General features: G+C 69.3%; 17 protein-coding genes. 9 read left to right on the top strand and 8 right to left on the bottom strand.

Annotated features, from left to right (window positions below; genetic code table 11):
* The first annotated feature begins 56 nt into the window (after positions 1 to 56).
* Positions 57 to 3260 (top strand): PD-(D/E)XK nuclease family protein, encoded by a 3204-nt coding sequence (locus tag R3A49_09630; protein ID MEZ5170990.1) that lies wholly within the window; start codon positions 57 to 59, stop codon positions 3258 to 3260.
* A complete protein-coding gene (locus R3A49_09635) occupies positions 3253 to 6657 on the top strand; it encodes a UvrD-helicase domain-containing protein (protein MEZ5170991.1) in 3405 nt (1134 codons plus the stop codon). The genes R3A49_09630 and R3A49_09635 overlap by 8 nt, the downstream gene beginning before the upstream one ends.
* Here the strand turns inward: R3A49_09635 and R3A49_09640 are convergent.
* Positions 6641 to 7555: an HNH endonuclease gene (locus tag R3A49_09640; protein ID MEZ5170992.1), complete on the bottom strand. Its 915-nt coding sequence runs from the start codon at positions 7553 to 7555 to the stop codon at positions 6641 to 6643. The two genes, R3A49_09635 and R3A49_09640, sit on opposite strands and share 17 nt — an antisense overlap.
* Before the next feature lie 84 nt (positions 7556 to 7639).
* On the opposite strand from R3A49_09640, the gene R3A49_09645 reads away from it, so the two are divergent.
* Both R3A49_09645 and R3A49_09650 read left to right on the top strand, forming a co-directional pair.
* Positions 7640 to 7939, top strand: coding sequence for a MazG nucleotide pyrophosphohydrolase domain-containing protein (locus R3A49_09645; protein MEZ5170993.1), 300 nt, complete (start codon positions 7640 to 7642; stop codon positions 7937 to 7939).
* 146 nt (positions 7940 to 8085) lie between these two features.
* On the top strand, positions 8086 to 8796 hold the full coding sequence (locus R3A49_09650) for a hypothetical protein (GenBank protein MEZ5170994.1): 711 nt from the start codon (positions 8086 to 8088) through the stop codon (positions 8794 to 8796).
* Positions 8797 to 8823: 27 nt separating this feature from the next.
* On the opposite strand, the gene R3A49_09655 is transcribed toward R3A49_09650, so the two are convergent.
* The 5 genes from R3A49_09655 to R3A49_09675 all read right to left on the bottom strand — a co-directional run bounded on the left by R3A49_09655 (position 8824) and on the right by R3A49_09675 (position 13898).
* Positions 8824 to 9690, bottom strand: a complete 867-nt coding sequence (locus R3A49_09655; protein MEZ5170995.1) for an SGNH/GDSL hydrolase family protein — start codon at positions 9688 to 9690, stop codon at positions 8824 to 8826.
* 77 nt (positions 9691 to 9767) lie between these two features.
* Positions 9768 to 11372, bottom strand: a complete 1605-nt coding sequence (locus R3A49_09660) for an alkaline phosphatase D family protein (GenBank protein MEZ5170996.1) — start codon at positions 11370 to 11372, stop codon at positions 9768 to 9770.
* Positions 11373 to 11410: 38 nt separating this feature from the next.
* Complete coding sequence (locus R3A49_09665) at positions 11411 to 11902, bottom strand: hypothetical protein (GenBank protein ID MEZ5170997.1); 492 nt, start codon at positions 11900 to 11902, stop codon at positions 11411 to 11413.
* A gap of 112 nt (positions 11903 to 12014) precedes the next feature.
* On the bottom strand, positions 12015 to 12800 hold the full coding sequence (locus R3A49_09670) for a VOC family protein (protein MEZ5170998.1): 786 nt from the start codon (positions 12798 to 12800) through the stop codon (positions 12015 to 12017).
* A 93-nt stretch (positions 12801 to 12893) separates the two neighbouring features.
* Positions 12894 to 13898: a hypothetical protein gene (locus R3A49_09675; GenBank protein MEZ5170999.1), complete on the bottom strand. Its 1005-nt coding sequence runs from the start codon at positions 13896 to 13898 to the stop codon at positions 12894 to 12896.
* Between the two features lie 188 nt (positions 13899 to 14086).
* On the opposite strand from R3A49_09675, the gene R3A49_09680 reads away from it, so the two are divergent.
* The 3 genes from R3A49_09680 (at position 14087) to R3A49_09690 (ending at position 17526) form a co-directional block, all read left to right on the top strand.
* The gene (locus R3A49_09680; GenBank protein ID MEZ5171000.1) at positions 14087 to 14977 is read left to right on the top strand and encodes an alpha/beta fold hydrolase; all 891 of its coding nucleotides are present in this window, start codon (positions 14087 to 14089) and stop codon (positions 14975 to 14977) included.
* 97 nt (positions 14978 to 15074) lie between these two features.
* Positions 15075 to 16289, top strand: coding sequence for a serine hydrolase (locus R3A49_09685; GenBank protein MEZ5171001.1), 1215 nt, complete (start codon positions 15075 to 15077; stop codon positions 16287 to 16289).
* Between the two features lie 13 nt (positions 16290 to 16302).
* Positions 16303 to 17526, top strand: a complete 1224-nt coding sequence (locus R3A49_09690; GenBank protein MEZ5171002.1) for a serine hydrolase domain-containing protein — start codon at positions 16303 to 16305, stop codon at positions 17524 to 17526.
* Positions 17527 to 17700: 174 nt separating this feature from the next.
* Here the strand turns inward: R3A49_09690 and R3A49_09695 are convergent, their stop codons facing one another.
* Together R3A49_09695 and R3A49_09700 are read right to left on the bottom strand one after the other, a co-directional pair.
* Positions 17701 to 18540 carry an ABC transporter permease gene (locus R3A49_09695; protein MEZ5171003.1) on the bottom strand — a complete coding sequence of 280 codons (840 nt, stop codon included), beginning with the start codon at positions 18538 to 18540 and terminating at the stop codon, positions 17701 to 17703.
* A 3-nt stretch (positions 18541 to 18543) separates the two neighbouring features.
* Complete coding sequence (locus tag R3A49_09700; protein ID MEZ5171004.1) at positions 18544 to 19536, bottom strand: ATP-binding cassette domain-containing protein; 993 nt, start codon at positions 19534 to 19536, stop codon at positions 18544 to 18546.
* Positions 19537 to 19644: 108 nt separating this feature from the next.
* On the opposite strand from R3A49_09700, the gene R3A49_09705 reads away from it, so the two are divergent.
* Together R3A49_09705 and trxA are read left to right on the top strand one after the other, a co-directional pair.
* Entirely contained in the window at positions 19645 to 19995 is a 351-nt protein-coding gene (locus R3A49_09705; GenBank protein MEZ5171005.1) for a rhodanese-like domain-containing protein, read from the top strand.
* A 72-nt stretch (positions 19996 to 20067) separates the two neighbouring features.
* Complete coding sequence (trxA, locus tag R3A49_09710) at positions 20068 to 20394, top strand: thioredoxin (GenBank protein MEZ5171006.1); 327 nt, start codon at positions 20068 to 20070, stop codon at positions 20392 to 20394.
* Positions 20395 to 20401 lie beyond the last annotated feature (7 nt).

The raw sequence follows: 20401 nt of genomic DNA on the forward strand, positions 1-20401 counted from the left end.
CGGTGCGCTGTCGGACACGCCGTCAGTGTCCCGGGCGGCGCCTACGATCCGGGGCGATGCCCATCGAGCTGATCACCACCTCCTACGGGCGGCCGGCGTCGGCAACGCTGCACGAGGTCGTGGCCGATGCCAAGGCCGATGACCCGCTCGCGCCCGTCAGCATCGTCGTACCCACCAACTACGTCGGCGTCGCGACCCGCCGCATGCTCGCCGAGGGACGGGAGGGTGACGTCACGACCGCCGGCTCGGGCATCGTCGGGATCAGCCTCCTCACGCTCTACCGGGTCGCCGAGATGCTCGGTGCACCCCGCCTCGCCGCTGCACACCGCCGACCCGTGTCCACACCCGTGATCGCAGCCGCGATCCGGACTGTGCTGACGAGCGACGCCGGAATGTTCGCCGAGGTGGCCGAGCACCCCACCACCGAGGAATCGCTCGTCCGGGCCCACCGGGAGCTCTCCGACCTCGACTCCGGCCAACTCGACCTGCTCGCCGGACAGTCGCAGCGTGCCGCTGACGTCGTCCGCATCCACCGCGCCACGCGCACGGGGCTGAGCTCCGACTGGTACGACGAGCACGACCTGATGGACGCGGCGGTCGAGGCGCTCGGGGAGGGCTCCCCTGTCCTGGCCGACCTCGGTGCGGTCGTCGTCCACCTTCCGCAACGGATGTCGCAGCCCCAGGCTCGTCTGCTCCGCGCTGTCTCCGAGCACGCACCCGTCACGGTCGTCACCGGTCTCACCGGCGTCGAACGTGCCGACGCCACCGTCGTGTCCACACTCGACCGTCTCGGGGTCGGTGCGCCCAGCAGCGGCGTCGCACCTGCCCACGGCACGAGTCTGATGAGCGTGTCGGACGCCGACGACGAGGTCCGCTCCGCGATCCGGCTCGTCGTCGAGGGCCTGCGCGACGGCGTGCCGCTGGAGCGGATGGCGGTGCTGTACGGATCCGACGAGCCCTACGCACGGATCGTCCACGAGCAGCTCGAGGCCGCCGGCATCATCCACAACGGCGCCTCTGTGCGAACGCTCCGGGAGAGCCTCGTCGGGCGGACCCTGCTCGGGGCTCTGGCGCTACCCGACCACGCGTTTCGACGCCAGGACGTGATGGCCCTCGTCACCTCCGCACCTGTACGCGGCGTCGACGGACGGCCGGTGCCGTCCGCTTCATGGGAGAGGATCAGCCGTCGCGCCGGTGTCGTGCGTGGGATCGAGGAGTGGCGCCACAGGCTCGACCGTCGCATCTCCGAGCGGGAGAGCCGACTCGAGGCGGAGACCGACCCCGACACCGAGGCCCATCGCCAGGAGCACGAGTCGCGCGTCGAGCGGCTCACACGCGACATCCGCCACACGAGCGGCCTGCGCGACTTCGTCGAGCACCTCGCCGCACAGCTCGATGCGGGTCAGCTCCCACCCTCGTGGGCCGACAAGGCGGCATGGGCCCACCAGCTCCTGCACGACCTGCTGGGCGACGAGCGGCACCGGCGTCACTGGCCCGAGCACGAGGTCGACGCGGCCGAGCAGATCGAGCGGGCCCTCGACCGGCTGGCCGGGCTCGACGAGCTCGAGGAGGCGCCCACACTCCCGGTCTTCCGCCGCACCCTCGAGATGGAGCTCGACGCCGGTCTGGGTCGCGTGGGGCACTTCGGCGACGGGCTCCTGATGGGCCGAGTCCCCGCCGGGCTCGGCCTCGAACTCGATCGGGTGATCGTGCTCGGTCTCGCCGAGGGAACGTTCCCGGCCCGCCACCGCGAAGACTCTCTCCTGCCCGACCTCGAGCGGGAGGCGACGGGCGGAGCACTCCAGCTGCGCGGTTCACGGTCCGACGACGACCACCGGGCGCTTCTGGCGGTTCTGGCCGCGGCCGGCGAGTCGGTGCTCTGCTTCCCCCGCGGCGACCTGCGGCGCTCCACCGAGCGGATGCCGTCACGGTTCTGGCTCGACACGGTGGAGGCGCTGCACGGCGGCGACCGCCTCTACGCCGACGACATCGACGGTCTGCCCGCGTCCGAGCTCCCCTGGCTCACCCAGGTCGAGTCGTTCGTGGGCGGGCTCAGCCGGCTGCGGTTTCCCGCCACGGTCCAGGAGTACGACCTCCGGGTCCTCCTCGACCACACACGTACCGGTGGGCGGCTCTCCGACCACCCGCTCGCCTCCGACGACGCCGCCATCGCCGCGGGCCTGCGGATGGTCCTGGCGCGCCGCTCCTCCCGCTTCACGCGCTACGACGGCAATCTGGGGGATCTCCCGGTCCAGGGGCCGAACGTCGGCGAGACGGTCACCTCCCCGACGCGTCTCGAGAAGTGGGCGTCGTGCCCGCACCGGTACTTCATGGAGACGGTCCTCGGGATGGAGGAGCCCGACGATCCCGAGGAGCGGCTCGACATCGCACCCGTCGAACTCGGCAACGTCGTGCACCGCACACTCGACCGCTTCCTCTCCGAGGTCCTCGATTCCGACGACGTCCCGAGTCCCGGTGAGCCGTGGTCCGCGGAGCGGCGCGCACGCCTGCACGAGATAGCCCACGGCACATGCACCGAGTTCGAGGAGCAGGGCCTCACCGGACGGCCGCTCCTGTGGCGGGGCACGAAGCGTCGCATGCTGCGCGACCTCGACCGCTTCCTCGACGAGGACGAACAGCGCCGCGCGCAACTCCGGCTCACTCCTGTCGCCGCGGAACTCGGTTTCGGCCTCGCCGACGGGGACGAGCCGGTCGTCTTCCCACTCGGTGACGGCACAGTGCTGCGGTTCCGTGGCAGTGCCGACCGCGTCGACGTGACCGACGACGGCGCCGTGGCGGTCGTCGACTACAAGACCGGCAGCACGCGCGCGTTCAAGGATCTCGACGAGACCGAGCCGACCGTGCGGGGCACGAAGCTCCAGCTACCCGTCTACGCGCTCGCCGCGCAGCGGGCCTTCGGCGACGACGCCACACCTGTGCGTGCCGACTACTGGTTCGTGAGCTCCAAGGGGGAGTTCACACTCGTCGGCTACGACTACTCCCCGCACGTGTACCAGGAGTTCCTCGTGGCGCTGGCCACCATCACCGACGGCATCTCGGCGGGCGTGTTCCCCGCCCACCCCGACGAGCCCACGAGCTGGAAGGGCTGGATCTCGTGCCCGTGGTGCGACCCCGACGGTCTCGAGACCCACGACCGGTACCGCGAGTGGACCCGCAAGCGGCTCGACCCTGCGGTGAGGGTCTTCACGGAGCTCGCCGAGCCCGAGGCGCTGCCGGAGCCCGGGGACGACGATGGCTGAACCGGTCCTGGTCACCGACGACGAGGAGGCCCGCAGCGCCATCACGTCGCGCCTGGACCAGACCCTGTTCGCAGAGGCCGGCGCCGGATCGGGCAAGACGAACTCCCTCGTGGACCGTGTCGTGGCGCTCGTCACTTCCGACGATCCGGAGCACCGCACGCCGATGCGCGAGATCGCTGCCATCACGTTCACCGAGAAGGCGGCCTCGGAGCTGCGCGACAGGATCCGCAAGGAGCTCGAGAAGGGTGCGGCAGATCCCGGGTTGTCAGACGAACAGCGGGAACGGTGCCGCGAGGCGCTCGACGAGCTCGACTCGGCCGCGATCTCCACCCTGCACGCCTTCGCCCAGCGCCTGCTCATCGAGCACCCGATCGAGGCGGGTCTGCCGCCCGGCGTCGAGATCCTCGACGAGATCAGCTCACAGGTGGCCTTCGACGACCGGTGGCGCCGTTTCGTCGACAGGCTGCTCGTCGACCCGGACATCGAGCGTGCCCTGCTCCTCACGCTGGCGACAGGCGGCACGATCGAGCGTTTCCGCGACGTGGCGGGCCAGTTCAACGCCAACTGGGACCTCGTCGAGGAGCGCGTGGGCGACGAGCCCGACCCACCGGCGGTGAACCTGTCGGCACTCATCGACGACGTCGTGACGCTCTGCGAGCGACGCGACCACTGCACGGCCGACGACGACCTGATGGCCGGGCACCTCGACAAGGTCGTCGACTGGTGCGCCGAGGTCAACGCTGCCGCACAGGAGGGCGACGAGGTCGAGACCCTGCGAGTCGTGTCTTCTCTCGCGAGGCTCACCTTCGGGAACGGCCGCAAGGGCAACTGGCCGGAGGGGTGCCTGGCGGAGATCAAGGCCGACCTCGGGCAGATGGAGGAGAAGCGTCGCCGGGCGCTCGACGCGATTGCCGAGGGCGCAGCCAAGCGCATCGCCGCCGAGATCGGGCGCTTCACGCTCGACGAGGCGGAGGAGCGGCGACGTGCCGGGCGCCTCGAGTTCCACGACCTGCTCGTGCACGCCCGCCGTCTGCTGCGCGACCCGGAGCACGGGTGGACCGTGCGACAGAGGCTGCGGTCCCGCTACACGCGACTGCTCCTCGACGAGTTCCAGGACACCGACCCGATCCAGATCGACCTCGCGGTGCAGCTGGCGTCGGGCGACCCCGACGCCGGGTCGAAGCGGTGGAGCGACGTCGACGTCGAACCGGGGCGCCTGTTCCTCGTGGGCGACCCTAAACAGTCGATCTACCGCTTCCGCCGTGCCGACATCGCGATGTTCCTCGAGGCCCGCGACTCTCTCGGCGGAACGCGGCTGTCGCTCACGAAGAACTGGAGGACGACGCGTCCGATCATCGAGTGGGTCAACGCGACCTTCACGACGCTGATCCGACCCGAGCCCGATTCGCAGCCCGAGTACGAGAGTCTCGACCCGGTCCGCGAGGCAGCGGAGGAAGGGCCGGCCGTCACGATCCTCGGCGCCGCGGCCCACGACTCCGACACGAGGGCGGATCCGCTGCGCGAGTTCGAGGCCGACGACGTCGTGGCAACCATCCGCACGGCCATCGCGGAGGAGTGGTCCGTCGGTGACGGCCTCGATGAGAACGAGGAGCAGATCTGGCGCCCGGCCCGGTTGGGCGACATCACGATCCTCCTGCCCACACGCACGTCGCTCTCCGCCCTCGAGATGGCTCTCGACGACGCCGGGATCCCCTACCGCGCCGAGTCGTCCTCGCTCGTCTACGCCACCCGCGAGATCCGTGAGCTCCTGTCCACCGTGCGGGCGATCGACGACCCGACCGATCAGTTGTCGCTGGCCACCGCCCTTCGCTCCCCGATCCTCGGGTGCGCAGACGACGACCTGTTCACCTTCCGACACGATCACGACGGCGTCTTCAACCACCAGGCTCCCCTGCCTGACGGGCTTCCCGGCGATCACCCGGTCGGACAGGCGATGCGCTACCTCGCGGACCTCCACGAGCGTCGGGTGTGGATGTCGCCGAGTGAACTGCTGGCCACGATCGTGAGAGACCGGCGTCTCATGGAGCTGGGATTCGCACAGGGACGACCACGCGACCTGTGGCGGCGCGTCCGGTTCGTGATCGACCAGGCGCGCGCCTTCGGGGAGGCGCAGGGCGGCGGCCTGCGCGAGTTCCTCGAGTGGACACGTCTCCAGAGCGACGACGGGGCCCGCGTCGTGGAGACGGTGCTCCCCGAGACCGACGACGACTCGGTACGCATCATGACGGTCCACGGGGCGAAAGGCCTCGAGTTCCCCATCACGATCCTGTCGGGGATGAGCACACGACCCGGCGGGCGCAAGGGCGGCGTGAAGATCACGTGGCCCCGCGACGGCGGGTACGGGCTGCGGCTCACCAACTCGATCGCCACCGAGGAGTTCACGCGCTTCCAGCCACTCGACGAGCAGATGGACCACCACGAGAAACTGCGCTTGCTCTACGTGGCGGCCACCCGGGCACGCGACCACCTGGTGGTGTCGTTTCACCGCAAGGAACGCAAGGGCGACGCCGACGAGCAGTCGCTGACCGCCGCCGAGCTTCTCTGCAAGGGATCGACCGACGCGCCACACGCCGTGGAGCTCGACGCTGTGGAGTCCGACATCCCGATCGCCGAGCCGCGGGAGTCGGCTGAGTTCCCCGACCGCAACACGTGGGAGGCCGAGCTGAAGCAGGTCCTGGCCCGCGGGGAGGTGCCCCGCACGATCGCCGCCACGACCATCGCCCGACAGGCCGCGGAGCAGCAGGCCGCCGAGGAGGCCAGGGAGGCCACGGAGGCGCCCCCGGCGGACGACGACCCCGGGTTGAAGAAGAACGCCCGCGACCTGGAGCTACCACCGTGGATGAAGGGTCGGTACGGAACGTCCATCGGTCGGGCCGTCCACGCGGTGCTCCAGACGATCGACCTCCGCACCGGTGCCGGCCTGGAGGAGACCGCCGCCGCCCAGGCCGCCGCCGAGGGCGTGGTCGGCCATGAGGAACGCGTCACAGCCCTCGCCCGCTCGGCGTTGGAGAGCGACACCGTGAAGGAAGCGGCGTCGGGCCGGTTCTGGCGGGAGACCTACGTGGCGACGCCCGTCGGTGACCGGATCCTCGAGGGGTACGTCGACCTGATCTACCGCACCGACGACGGGCTCGTCGTCGTCGACTACAAGACCGACGCCTGGCGCACCGAGGAGGACCTCGACGCCAAGCTGGAGCGCTACCGCCTCCAGGGCGCCAGCTACGCCCTCGCCGTCTCCCAGGCCACCGGCCAAGACGTCACCGAATGCCGCTTCCTCTTCCTGAGCGAAGACGGCGCCGAGACGCGGTCGATCCGCGACCTCGCCGCCGCGCGAGGAACCGTCACCGCGTCGCTGTCGCCTACCCGGCTTTCCTGAACGAATCGAAACGCTCCGCGAGAAGCTCGCGGTCGGGCTGGGCGGCCTTCTTCTTCGGAACCGCGATCAGCGTCTCGTGCATTCCTTGCAGCGCATGCCGGAGGGTCGGGCCATCCGTCTCGCCCAGAACGTCGGGTCGTATCACGACCTCGTAGTCGGGACTGATTCCAAGGAGCTCGGCGTCGAATGCGGCGTGATGAATCTTGCAGAGCGCGAGACCGTTGGGGACAACTGGTTGACCGCCATCAGCATCCGACCGGATGTGGGCGGCGTCCAGGAGCTCGTTGTGTCGAAGTCGACAAATAGAACAACGCGATCCGTACGCGTCGAGCACGCGAGCTCTGAACACCGGCTGGTGTAGGCGACGCCTCGCGATCTCATCGGCGTACGTGCGATCGAGTGGCGTGACATCCGATTCCGCCCGCTTCCACCTCTCGATCTGCAGCTCGTCGAGTGCGATGACGAACTGGCACGCACTCGGCTCTTCCTCCAGGGCCCACACGGGGAAGATCGGGAGGTAGAGGCCCGATGCGATCCCTTGAAACCAGATCATGGGTAGACCGAGCTCGAGTGATCGGCGCATTGCCCGATTCTCTGCCTGTGCGGGATTCGTACCGCGCCACTTGTAGCGCAAGTAGCCGTCGGGACCTGGGGAATCGTCGTAGGGTCTCGCCTCGGGCCGATCCGCAAAGCGCGTTCTGAATGAGAGCGCCGTCTCCAACTGTCGAGGGCTCCTGATGCCGCGCTGGGGATCGAGGAGCGAAATCCGTTCACCCCTGAACTCGAACGTCGAGACATCTCCCAATCGGACGGGGCCTCCCGTCCGAAGCTGAGCAGCTCTGAGAAAGGCGAAAGCAGACGACCTGAGTTCGTGGTCTGACTCCAGGTCGAGAATCACGGAGCCTTGCTACCACGTCGTCGATCTCCGGGGATCGGGATACGTGGAGTTCGACTCGCCTCGTCCGGTGCTTGACTGTTCGCCATGCGGATCGATGAGTTCCAGGAGTTGATGGTCGCCATCTACGGCGAGCGGGACCGGGCGCGCGGCGTCGAAGCCACGGTGGCGTGGCTGACCGAAGAGCTCGGAGAGCTCGCCCGGGCCGTCCGCAAGGGCACGCCGGAGGACCAGCTCCACGAGCTGGGTGACGTCCAGGCGTGGCTGGCCTCCCTGGCGGCGCAACTCGGCCTCTCGCTCGACGAGGCGGCGCAGCGCTACGCGAACGGCTGCCCACGCTGCACGGCGTCGCCGTGCGCGTGCGCGGGGACTCCCCCGAGGCCCTGACGACGGGCCTCGACGGTCCCGCGGGACCGTCACCTGTGGATAAGCCGGTTCCGCGGAACCGCCTCTGGAGGGGGCAAAGGCACCCAGGCTGGCCATTTCGTCACTCAGCGGGTAGACATGTAAGGAATCGCCCACGAGGAGTGGTGATGGAGTCCGACGGGTACCCCGCCGAACCAGACGACAGCGCAGCGTTCACCGATCCCGGCCATGACGCCGCCGGCGGGTCGTGGCACGCCGACACCGGCGACGGGCCGCCCACCGCGCCCGGTGACGTCCCCTACGTGGAGCCGGTGGATCCGTTCCCAGAGCCGGCAGGTTCCGCGCCGGGCCCCCGCCGGTGGCCCCTGGCCCTCGGGCTTCTCACGCTCCTGCCGGTCGTGGCGGCCCTACTCGTGGCGCTCGTGTCGGCGAGGGAGGCGCGCGACGACTGGGAGCAGCGGGCGGTCGAGGCCGAGGGCGATGCCGATGAGCTCGCCGCCCAGCTGAGCGTGACCGCTCAGGACGCCGAGTCGCTCGAGGACGCCGTCCCGACACTCCGTGACGACATGGCGGCGGCCGAGGAACGCCTCGTCGCCGCGACCCGGGACCTCGAGTCCGCTCGCAGCGACTCCGGGGCGGCGGCGTTGAGGGCCATCCTCGCGACCGACGCTGCCGACAAGACGCGCCGCTGCCTCGAGGTCAGCAACGATCTCCTCCAGCGGGTCCTGGCGGCCTATGAGCGCAACACGACGCTCACGCACCTGGTGCCCCTGGCCGACGACGTCAACGCCCTGTGCGCCGTCGCCGACGAGAGCTACGCAGCCTTCTCCCGTGCCCAGGAGGACCGATCCGATGCGCAGGTGGCCGGCATCCAGTAGCAGGGCCGAGGCTAGGCCCGCCCGCTGTCAGGTGAGCTGCGCGCTGAGCCCCGCGACGGTCCAGCGCGCCGCCCGGACGATCCCGTGCTCCGCGAGGTGGAGCCGGTCCGTCGTCCGGACGGTGTAGTTCACGATGTCGCCCTCGTAGCGCAGCTCGTCGGCGTAACAGATCGGAATACTCTGCAGGCCATTGCGGGTCTGGATCCACACGATGCAGTCGCGTGCCGAGAGCGCCTCACTCCAGTCGACGACCTCGCTGCCGTTGGCGGGCGCCGCCTCCGCGTAGAGGTCGACAAGGGCGTTGCGGACCTCCTCCTCGTGGCTACCGGGACCCATCGGTGGAGGGATCACGGTGATCGGGACGGCACCGGCCGCGACGATGTCGGCCATCATCCACTCGTACATCTCGAGCCAGGCGGCGTAGAACTCGTCCGATCCATGCACGATGTTCTCGTAGCCGGGCGCCGCCAGGACCTGCTGGTAGTTCCCCGCGAACTCGAACACGACGTAGTCGGGCTCGTACTCGGCGAGGTAGCCCTGGAGGGACTCCCGCGGGGGATCGGTGAAGTTCCACATCGACAGCAGACCCCGCCCGCCGATGGCCTCGTCGACGAACTCGAAGGGGAGACCGAACGCCGCCGACTGGCTGATGATCTCGTCATCGGACTGGTCGAGCAGCGAGTCACCGAACAGGAGCACAGTCGACGTCTCGGTGCCGGCGGGAGGCTCGTAGACGGGCGGGATCGGACGTGCGATGCCGCACCCGGCGGCCACCATCAGGAGCGCAAGGGCGGGCACGAGAACGCGCGCGCCCCGACGGGTACGCGACATCGGCCTTCCGCGGGTGGCTTCGAGCACGACGCCCTCGGTGATCGGGTCTCGGAGCGCCGACAAGGCTACGGCGCTGTGCGTTCATCCGGTGGGATCGGCAGGCGCACATCCGACCTGTAGCGCGGCCTGCACGTGCGACCTCAGGCGGGGCGTGCTCCCGGTACACCGTCGGCCACCACCCAGCGAGTCCCATCGGCGATTGTGCCGTCGGGTGTCCCGGTGTCCGACACGTACCGGTATGTGACACCGAGCTCATCGGGCGCCACCTCGACGCGCATGTAGCCGCGCCGGTCGGGGTCGTAGAGGTGCACGTGGTCCTGGGTGAGGGTCGCCTGTGCGAAACCGTCGGGGAGAAGTTCGATGGCCGAGATCGAGGTCCCGACGAACTCCGAGCCCACGAGCGATGAGGTCGGGTCCTGGTAGTCGGCGCGCAGGTCGGTGACGGCGCTCGTGTGGATGTCGCCACCCACCGACACGACGTTGCCGATGCCCTCGTCGGCGACGAGACCGAGGAGGCGGTTGCGGTTGGCGATGTATCCGTCCCAGGCGTCCATGGAGAAGCCGATCGACGGGTCGTCCGGCATCCGGTCCATCTCGGCCATCACCGACGGCTGGGCCAGCACCTTCCACCGCGCGTCGGAGTCGACGAGGATCTCCTCGAGCCACTCCTCCTGCTCCTCGCCGAGCATCGACCGTGACTCGTCGAACGCGCCGTCGAGCAGCGGCCCTCCACCCGCACCCCGGGGCAGACCGCCCGCGCCCTCGCCCTCGACGACGGGCGACTTGTACTGACGAGCGTCCAGCACGGGGAGCTCGAGCAGGTCCCCGAAACGGAAGTCGCGGTAGAGCCGGAGCGACTCACCCATCGTCGGCTCCGCCCGGAGCGGCATGTGCTCCCAGAACGCCCGATAGGCCGCGGCCCGGCGCTCCGGGAACGTCTCGACGGCGTCGTCGAACAGTTTGGTGCTCACCTCGCCGGGCTCGAGGCCGGCGTAGTTGTCCTCCACCTCGTGGTCGTCCCACGTGACGATCCACGGGAAGGCGGCATGGGCGGCCTGGAGGTCGGTGTCGGTCTTGTACAGGCCGTAGTAGGAGCGGTACCCCTCGAGGCCGCGGGGGATGTCCATGCCGTGCGGACGGGCGTCGACCGACGCCTCGAGCTCGTAGATGTAGTCACCCAGGAAGACGACGACGTCGAGGTCCTCGTCGGCCATGTGGCGGTAGGCGGTGAAGTAGCCGGACTGGTAGGCGTTGCAGCTCGCCACGGCGAACGCGATCCGGTCGGGTGACGCGTCCGGTGCCGGCGCCGTTCGGGTTCTCCCCACCGGACTCTCGTGGTCGCCGACGGTGAACCGGTACCAGTAGTCCGTTGCCGGATCGAGACCGCGCACGTCGACGTGTACGGAGTGGGCAACGAGCGGTCCCGTGATCTCGCCGCCGGATGCCACGACGTCGTCGAACTTCTCGTCGGCGGCCACCTCCCACACGACCGGGACGTCGGTGTCGGGCATTCCGCCGGCCACGGGGTCGGGGGCGAGGCGGGTCCACAGCACCACGGAGTCGGGAAGCGGGTCGCCCGACGCCACGCCGAGGGTGAACGGGTCGTCGGGGAGCGCAGGTGGATCAGGAAGATCGAGCGTGGTGGTGGTGGCCGACCTCTCCTGCGAGTCCTGCGAGCCACCCGTGCACGCCACGAGGCCGACGGCGCCCAGGCCCCCGAGGAAGCCGCGCCGCGTCACCCTCATCGCGTCGCCCCCGCTGCCCACGTCGATGACCGGGTCGGTCAGCCGCCGACGATGCCGTCCTGGCCGACGACGAACCACTGGCCGCCGACACCCTGGCCGTTGGTCTCGCCGGGGCTGCTGTCACCGCTGTAGGTGTAGAGGGGTAGGCCCTTGTAGGTGACCTGGACCGAGCCGTCGGGGTTGTCGACGCTGCCGAAGTCGGCGTCGCCCCACGGCTCGGGGGCGTTGTTGCCGCTGTCGGCGAACGGCGGCCACGTGGACGCGCACGAGTCCGTGCACGTCGGCTTGCCCTCGGCCTCGTCGGGCGTGAAGGCGTAGAGCGTGAAGCCCTCACTCGTCGCCAGGATCTCCCCGAATTCCGACGAGTCGACGACCTCAACCGTCATCTCGCTGTCGGCGACGTCACCCTCGGCCGCCGTCTCGCCCGTCGTGGTCGTGTCACCGTTCGAGTTGTCGTCGCTGTCGCTGCTGCACGCGGCGAACGCGAGGACGCCGACGAGGGCCAGGATCAGGAACCGGTATCGGCGCATGTTCACTCCTCGGGATCGGGATGTCCGTGAGTGCAGGCTAGAGCGGCCGGCGAGCCCGGACACGCCGCCACGGCACACCCGGGGCTCGGGCCCGGTTCGATCTTCCGGCCGGCTACTCGGTGGGGGGCTCGGCCAGCTGGATGACGTGGAACGCAGCGCCCTGTGGGTCCACGAGCGCGCACATGCGCCCCGGCGGCGAGTCCATCGGCTCGGTGAGGGCCGTGGCTCCGTTGGCCTTCGCGGTCTCGACGGTCCCGTCGCAGTCGTCGACGGCGAAGTAGACGGCCCAGTGCGGCGGGATCCCCTCCATCGGTGGCGGCATGGCGCCGCCGACGTGCGAACCGCCGAGGGTCCACACCGTGTAGGTGAAATCGCCCATGTCCATGGCCTCGGTCCCCCAGCCGAGGAGATCGCCGTAGTACGCAACCGCCGTGTCGACGTCGGGCGTCACGAGCTCGTTCCACGTGAGCGTGCCGTGCTCGTTGACGAGCTCGGAACCGATGCCCCCCTTGGGCTGCCAGAAACAAAGAGCGGCACCGGTCGGGTCCATCGTGACGGTCATCCGCCCTGCGTCCATGACGTCGAAGGGAGGAGCCAGGACCTGTCCGCCGGCCGACGTGACCCTCCCGGCGGTGGCGTCGACGTCGTCGACGGTGACGTAGGTGTTCCACGCCGGGGGCATCCCCATGTCGGCGTGCTCCTTCTGCTGCTGGAAGATCCCCGCCACCATCTTCTGGTTCTTCATCGCCGAGGCGTACCCGCCCTCCTGGGGCCCGCTGGCGATCTCGTACTCCCATCCGAAGAGCGCTCCGTAGAAGGCCCGGGCCGCCTCGGGGTCGGTGGTCGACAGGTCGACGTACGACGGGGTACCGGCGGGGTAGCTCGTGCGTTCGGGCATGGGTGTCTCCTCGGTCGTTCGACGGCGGTCAGCGATCGACCGTCACCCAGGGTACGCGGGCGGCTCATCACCCCCAAGGCCTGACGCGTCGCGTCAGGTGATCTTCTCGAGAGTGGGCTGGTAGATCTCCATCCAGGCCTCGCTGTGGGCCCAGGGGCGGTTCTCGCCCACCCGTGTCACGACCCCCTCGTTCCATGCAGGGGCGCCGGGAAGTGCCTGCGGCGGCATGCGCGGTGTGCCGTCGTCGTTGCGCGGCGCCCACTGCCACGTCTGGTCGTCGTCGACGAGGAAGCGCGCCGACGACACGAAACCCTCGTCGTCGACGTCGACCTCCACCTCCAGGTCGGTCGCCGCCAAGCGCTCCCCGCTCGAACGCTGCACGAGGACGGACGCGAACCCGTCGACGCCCTTGAAGAAGTTCGTGACGTCCCAGCCGCCGTCCTCGTACTCGGTGGCGCCGACGACCCAGATGCCCTGGACGCCGTGGAAGAACTCGGTGATGAACCAGTCCTGTCCCGGAGCGAGGTGGTGGAAGTCCTGGAAGAAGAAACCCTCGACGGGATCACCCATCACGTCTCCGCTCGCGCGGACGCAACGCGACGTGTAGGCCATCGGCGACTCGGCGTCGAGGACGACCGACTGCATGAGGTTCCCGCGCTGCTCGCCACTCACGTCGAGCAGGCCACGGTCGCGCCAGTGTGTGTCGCCGTCCTCGCCGACGTTCAGCGTGAAGCGCTGGTCGTCGGGACCGCTCACGATGTCCCACACACCCCACCGGCCCGCGCGCTCACCGCCGAAGCAGCCGCCCCTGTAGGCGCGACTGCCCTCCTTGACGAACTCGAAGTCGCCGCCCGGCTCGGCCTTGTAGAGGAGCAGAGCGAGTGAGCTGACGGGGTTGTAGTGCTTGATGGCGGCGTAGTACGTGTCGGAGTCGTCGGCCTTGAACGAGCCGTAGAGCCACTGTGTCTGGAGTTGCATCCCGTGGAGGGGCCGGCCGGCGAACCCGAAGCTCGGTTCGTTCTCCAGGAACCCGTTGATCGTCTGCCAGCCGTACCGGCCGAACGGCCGGACCGGCTCGTCGTAGCGCACCCGTCCCATGTCGATGACTCCCGTGATCGTGTCTCTGATGGGTGTGCCCCCGCTGCATACTGGCAGACGCCCCGTTGTGCCGTCAGGCATGTGACAACCGGCACGTCCTCGCGTCGCGTCCGGGTGAGTCGTCGGGCGATCCGTGGGGGCTAATGTCCGACCGCGCCGCCGGACCACCGGATCCCGGGAGGACAGGCATGGAACGTCACACGGTCGACCTGCACGGCCACGAGCTGAGCTACACGTTCGAGGGGCAGGGGCCGGCGATCCTCCTCGTCCACGGCATGGCCGGGAGCGCCGAAACGTGGTCACCGATCGTTCCCGCGCTGGCGAGTCGCTTCACCGTCATCGCACCGGACCTCCCCGGGCACGGCCGGTCCGCCAAGACCCACAGCGACTACTCGCTCGGCGCCTTCGCCAACACGCTGCGCGACCTGCTGCTGGTGCTCGAGGCCGACCACGTCACCGTTGTCGGGCAGTCACTCGGTGGTGGGATCGCGATGCAGTTCGGCTACCAGTTCCCGGAGATGGCGGACCGTGTCGCGGTCGTGGGTGGAGGAGGCCTCGGCCGGGAACTGAGCCCGCTTCTCCGCCTGCTGACCGTCCCCGGTGCGGAGATCGCGTTCCCCGTGCTGTTCCCCGGCTTCGCCCGGTCCGCCGGTGACCGCCTCTGGGGGACTCTCCATGGCTTCGGTGTGCAGGCGCCGTTCGTCGAGGAGGTCTGGCGCGCCTACGCCTCGCTCACCGACGCCGACAACCGCCGCGCCTTCGTCCGGACACTGCGCGCCGTCGTCGATCCCGGCGGACAGTCGGTCACGGCCCTCGACAAGCTCCACATCGCCGAGGGTGTGCCCGCACTGATCGTGTGGGGCTCGAAGGACTCCATCATCCCGGTCGACCACGCCTACCGGGCGCACGAGACGCTGCCTGCGAGCAGGCTCGAGATCTTCGAGGGCTGCAACCACTTCCCGCACGCCGAGCAGCCCGAGCGCTTCGTCGAGGTGCTCACGTCCTTCATCGACGAGACCGATCCCGCGGACCACGCTCCACAGCGCCGTCGCCGGCAACTGGCCGCGGCCGAGGCCTGACCTCGCCGGCGGCCATCCCGTTCCTGCGGCCGACGGCCGGGGTCGGCGCTCGCCGTGTAGCTTTGTAGGCTGTTCGGACAAAAGCCGCGGAGGCGACATGGAAGCGACCCACCGGAGCCCCCACACCCGGGGCCGGCCGGCCCACCACCGACGCCGACTCCTCATCGCTCCCGCCGTCCTTGCGGCACTGGCGCTCCTCGCCGCGGCGTGCAACTCGGGAGGCGATTCCGACAGCACCGGGAGCTCCGACGAGAAGAGCACGCCGGCCGACCAGCCGGGCGCGACCGAGGAGTACGTCTACCCGGGCGCCACGTGGACGGAGGTCACGCCAGAGGAGGCCGACGTCGACCCTGCTGTCCTCCAGGAGATGGCGGAGCTCGCGAAGGCTGCCGGCTCCACGTGCCTCGTCGTCACACGCGACGGTGAGCTCGTCGGCGAGTGGTACTGGGACGACACCGACGCATCGACACCTCGCGAGCTCTTCTCCGCCACCAAGTCGATCACCGCGGCGCTCGTCGGGATCGCCCACGACCGCGGCGAGCTCGACATCACAGAGCCTGCGTCCGACTACATCACCGAGTGGCAGGGCACCGACAGCGAAGACGTCACGATCGAGAACCTTCTCAGCAACGACTCGGGGCGCTACTGGGACTTCACGACCGACTACATCGAGATGACCAATGCCGACGACATGACGCAGTTCGCGATCGACCTCGACCAGCAGTTCCCACCCGGCACCGAGTGGGAGTACAACAACGCGGCCATCCAGACGCTCGACGAGGTGCTCGAGCAGGCCACAGGCATGAACCCGGGCGAGTACGCCCAGCAGTACCTGTTCGGTCCCACAGGGATGGACGCCGAGTTCGGGTACGACGAGGTGGGCAACGCGGTCATGTACTTCAACGTCTCGTCGAACTGCGAGAGCCTCGCCCGCTTCGGCTACCTCTGGCTGCGCGACGGCGAGTGGGACGGCGAGCAGGTCGTGTCGTCCGAATACGTGGAGGCGTCGGTCACGCCGACACCCACGAACTCACAGTACGGCTATCTGATCTGGCTCAACCGGCCGGGCCACTGGGTCGGCGCGGGCCGTTCCGACAACACGAAGGACGAAGGCGACGGCATCCCGACCGAGGGTGTGCCCGAGGACATCTTCCGCGTCTCGGGTCTCGGCGGACAGGTGAGCGTCGGCTACCCCTCGTCGGGCATCGTGTTCTCACGGATGGGCCCCACGAGCCCGACGCCCGTTCCGGGTGTGCCCGACCCCGTGACCGAGCTCCAGAGGCTGGCCGCCGAGCTCCCGGTCGGCAACTGACGGTGGAGGCGAGTTGACCGCGACCCACCAACCCACCGACGCCCACCCTCGGCGGCCTGCGCGCCGGCGTCGCGAGCTGCTCGTTCCCGCGGCCGTCCTGGCCATGGCGCTCATCGCCACGGCCTGCAGTTCCGGGGGCGGGTCCGACAGCACGGGGAGCGACAAACAGACGACCCCGTCGGGCGAACAGGAAGCGACGACCGACGGGGAGTTCGTCTACCCGGGCGCCACGTGGACGGAGGTCACGCCGGAGGACGCCGGCGTCGACCCGGCGGTCCTCCAGGAGATGGCCGACGCCGCGGAGTCCGGCGGGTCGAGCTGTCTCGTCGTCACCCGCGACGGCGAGCTGGTCGGCGAGTGGTACTGGAGGGGCACCGACGCCTCGACGCAGGGTGAGATCTTCTCGGCGACGAAGTCGGTCACGTCCGCGCTCGTGGGGATCGCCCAGGACCAGGGCGCGCTCGACATCGACGACCGGGTGTCCGACTACGTCACCGAGTGGCAGGGCACCGACAGCGAAGACGTCACCATCCGCAACATCCTGAGCAACGACTCGGGGAGGGAGTGGGACTTCGTGACCGACTACGTGCGTATGGGGATCCAGGCGGAGGACAAGACGGAGCTCGCCGTCGATCTGGGTCAGCAGTTCCCGCCCGGCACCGAGTGGGAGTACAACAACGCGGCCATCCAGGTCCTCGACGCCGTGGTAAAGACGGCGACGGGAACCGACGTCGCCGCTTTCGCCGACGAGTACCTGTTCGGCCCCACGGGCATGGACGCCGAGATGGGCCACGACCCCGCCGGCAACACCAACGTCTTCTTCAATGCACAGATGAGCTGTCGCGATCTGGCGCGCTTCGGCTACCTCTGGTTGCGCGACGGCCAGTGGGACGGTGACACGGTCGTGTCGAGCGAGTACGTCGAGGAGTCACTCACGCCCACACCCCTCAACTCGGGCTACGGATTCCTCTTCTGGCTGAACCGGCCCGGGCACTGGGTCGAGCCGAGCACGCTGGCCGGCAAGCCCGAGGGCGACGGCGTACCGACACCGGGCGCCCCGGAGGACATGTTCTCGGCCCAGGGTCTCGGTGGGCAGGTCAGCGTCGGGTACCCGTCGTCGGGCATCGTGTTCACCCGGATGGCACCCGCCGACCTGGAGGAGGCCGCCAACAACCAGGACGCCGACGTGATACCGGAACTGATGCGCCTCGGTGGTCAACTCACCGAGGGTGGTTAGTGCTTGCCGCTCTCGGCGCCTTCGGCGCCGGGCCGCTGGGCCACGCCTCGGGCGGCGCAGGATACCTGCGCCGCTGACCCTCGGCTCAGTTCTTGCCGCTCTCGGCGCCTTCGGCGCCGGGCCGCTGGGCCACGCCTCGGGCGGCGCAGGATACCTGCGCCGCTGACCCTCGGCTCAGTCGACCTTGCGGAACGAGCGGACACCGAGGCCGAGCATGATCACGCCCATCCCGAGGACGATCACGACGTCGAGCCAGATCGGAACCGGCCAGCCGTTCAGCGTGACCGGCGGGGTGCTCGGGATCATCACCTGACGGATGGCGTCGACTCCGTAGGTGGCGGGGTTGAGGCGCGTGAGGACCGCCAGCCAGGTCGGCAGGTCGTTGAGCGGGAAGAGCGCACCCGACAGGAACAGCATCGGGTTGACGACGAGCGCCATCACCATCTGGAAGCTCTCCATGCGTTGCATGCGGCTCGCCAGCACGATGCCGAACGCCACGAGCGCGAACGACAGGACGAGCAGGAGCCCGAACACGCCGAGGATCTGCCACACGTCGAGGCTCACGTCGATGAACGGCGCCAGGATGAGGAGGATGACGCCCTGCATGACGGCGACGACACCGCCGCCGGCCGCCTTGCCGAGCACGAGGCTCGTGCGCGACACCGGCGCCACCAGCATCTCCCGCAAGAAGCCGAACTCCCGGTCCCACACGATGGAGATCGCCGAGAAGAGGCTGGAGAAGAGGACCGACATCGCCAACACGCCGGGGAAGATGAACTCCTGGTAGGTGACACCCGACGAGCTGTCGCCCACGAGTGGGTTGAGGCCGGCGCCGAGCACGATCAGGAACAGGATCGGCTGTGCGAGCCCGGAGATGATGCGGGCGGGGGAGCGCAGGAAGCGGATGAGCTCCCGGTACCAGACCATGTAGACGGTCCGTGCGTTGTGCAGGAGGCGGCCGTTGCGTGGCGATGTCGTGCGCGGGGTGTCGGCGGCGAGAACGGTGTCGGCCATCGGTCAGCGCTTCCGGAATGCCTGCACCATGGAGTTGGACTTGAGCTGCTCGGTCGCGTCGGACTCCGCGTCGCGCAGGTCCCGACCGGTGTACTTGATGAAGACGTCGTCGAGACTCGGACGGCGCACCGCGACGGACTGCACGCCGATCCCGGGAGTCTGGAAGAGTCGCGGGACGAACTTCTCACCTTCGGGCACCTGGAGGCGCAGCCCCTCCGTACAGGGCTCTCCGTCGACGCCGAGCTCGCGGGCGATCACCCGCCGGGCATCGTCCTCGTCGTCGGTGGTGATCGTGACGGTGTCGGTGCCGACGGAGGCCTTCAGGTTGTCGGGTGTGTCGATCGCGACGATGGAACCGCGGTCGATGATGGCGATGCGGTCGCAGCGCTCCGCCTCGTCCATGTAGTGCGTCGTGAGGAAGAGCGTCGTCGACTCGCGCCGGCGCAACTGGTCGACGTAGTCCCAGATGTGTGAGCGGGTCTGCGGGTCGAGGCCGATCGTCGGCTCGTCGAGGAAGAGGACCTTCGGCGCGTGGAGGAGCCCCCGGGCGATCTCGAGGCGGCGCTGCATCCCTCCGGAGTAGAAGCGCACCTGCTTGTCGACCCAGTCGGTGAGGCCCACCATCTCGAGAAGCGGCGGCATCCTCTCCTCGATCTGCTCACGGCGCAGGCCGTAGAGCACGGCGTGGAAACGCAGGTTCTCCTCGCCGGTGAGGTAGTCGTCGAGGGTGATCTCCTGGAACACGAGTCCGATGTTGGTGCGGACCTCGTCGCGCTGATCCACGACGTCGTAGCCGGCGACACGGGCCGAGCCTCCACTCGGGTTGAGCAGGGTGCACAGGATCGAGATGGACGTCGTCTTCCCGGCGCCGTTGGGACCGAGGAAACCGAACAGCTCACCGGGCTCGACGTCGAAGGAGATCCCGTCGACGGCCGTGAAGTCGCCGAATCTCCGGACGAGGCCGTCGACCTCGACGGCTTTGCGGCTGGGAGGCACGCTCTAGGGTCGCAGGACACCGAGCCGGTCGGCAAAGCGGCGTGGCGGGTCCCGGCGGACGGCCCCCTCGGAATAGCCTGCAGGCGAACCACTTCCCGAAAGGCATTCATGGGACTCATCAACCGCTCCGGTGTTCCGTCGGTGCGCCCGGCCGAGTACCGCTCCGAGCCGGCCGACACCTGGCTGCTCGACGTGCGCGAGCCCGACGAGTGGGCCGCCGGTCACGCGCCCGACGCCCACCACGTCCCGCTCGGGTCACTCGAGAGCCACCGCTTCGACCTCCCGGTCAACCTCCGGATCCTGTGCATCTGCCGGTCGGGAGGGCGCTCGGCTGAGGCAACCGCCACCCTCACGGAGTGGGGCTTCGACGCCTACAACCTCGAGGGCGGTATGCAGTCGTGGGAGGCGGAGGGCATGCCCGTGGTCACCGACGAGGGCTCCGAGGGCTCGGTGATCTGACGGGTCGGGAATACACGAGGGGAGAATGCTGTTCCCTGTGTCGACCCCCCGACAACCGACCCGAGGTCCCCGATGCCCGACATCATCAACGTCGACGACTCAACCTTCGCTGCGGAGGTCCTCGACAGCGACGTTCCCGTGATCGTGGACTTCTGGGCCGAGTGGTGCGGCCCGTGCCGCATGGTCGCCCCCGAGCTCGAGTCGCTCGCCGCCGACCGCGACGACGTGAAGGTCGTGAAGGTCGACGTCGACGCCGCACAGAACACGGCCATGAACTACCGGATCCAGAGCATCCCGACCATCGGCCTGTTCAAGGACGGGCAGATGGCCGCCGTGTCGGTCGGCGCCAAACCGCGGGCCGGAATCGAGGCCGACCTCGGACTGGGCGCCGTGGTCTGAGCGGTCC

The organism is Acidimicrobiia bacterium (assembly GCA_041394025.1).
Lineage (GTDB): Bacteria > Actinomycetota > Acidimicrobiia > IMCC26256 > JAOSJL01 > JAOSJL01.

Coding starts and splice junctions, on each gene's coding strand:
- R3A49_09630 (MEZ5170990.1), top strand. CDS start 57: ATGCCCATCGAGCTGATCACCACCTCCTACGGGCGGCCGGCGTCGGCA.
- R3A49_09635 (MEZ5170991.1), top strand. CDS start 3,253: ATGGCTGAACCGGTCCTGGTCACCGACGACGAGGAGGCCCGCAGCGCC.
- R3A49_09645 (MEZ5170993.1), top strand. CDS start 7,640: ATGCGGATCGATGAGTTCCAGGAGTTGATGGTCGCCATCTACGGCGAG.
- R3A49_09650 (MEZ5170994.1), top strand. CDS start 8,086: ATGGAGTCCGACGGGTACCCCGCCGAACCAGACGACAGCGCAGCGTTC.
- R3A49_09660 (MEZ5170996.1), bottom strand. CDS start 11,372: ATGAGGGTGACGCGGCGCGGCTTCCTCGGGGGCCTGGGCGCCGTCGGC.
- R3A49_09665 (MEZ5170997.1), bottom strand. CDS start 11,902: ATGCGCCGATACCGGTTCCTGATCCTGGCCCTCGTCGGCGTCCTCGCG.
- R3A49_09670 (MEZ5170998.1), bottom strand. CDS start 12,800: ATGCCCGAACGCACGAGCTACCCCGCCGGTACCCCGTCGTACGTCGAC.
- R3A49_09675 (MEZ5170999.1), bottom strand. CDS start 13,898: ATGGGACGGGTGCGCTACGACGAGCCGGTCCGGCCGTTCGGCCGGTAC.
- R3A49_09680 (MEZ5171000.1), top strand. CDS start 14,087: ATGGAACGTCACACGGTCGACCTGCACGGCCACGAGCTGAGCTACACG.
- R3A49_09685 (MEZ5171001.1), top strand. CDS start 15,075: ATGGAAGCGACCCACCGGAGCCCCCACACCCGGGGCCGGCCGGCCCAC.
- R3A49_09695 (MEZ5171003.1), bottom strand. CDS start 18,540: ATGGCCGACACCGTTCTCGCCGCCGACACCCCGCGCACGACATCGCCA.
- R3A49_09705 (MEZ5171005.1), top strand. CDS start 19,645: ATGGGACTCATCAACCGCTCCGGTGTTCCGTCGGTGCGCCCGGCCGAG.
- trxA (MEZ5171006.1), top strand. CDS start 20,068: ATGCCCGACATCATCAACGTCGACGACTCAACCTTCGCTGCGGAGGTC.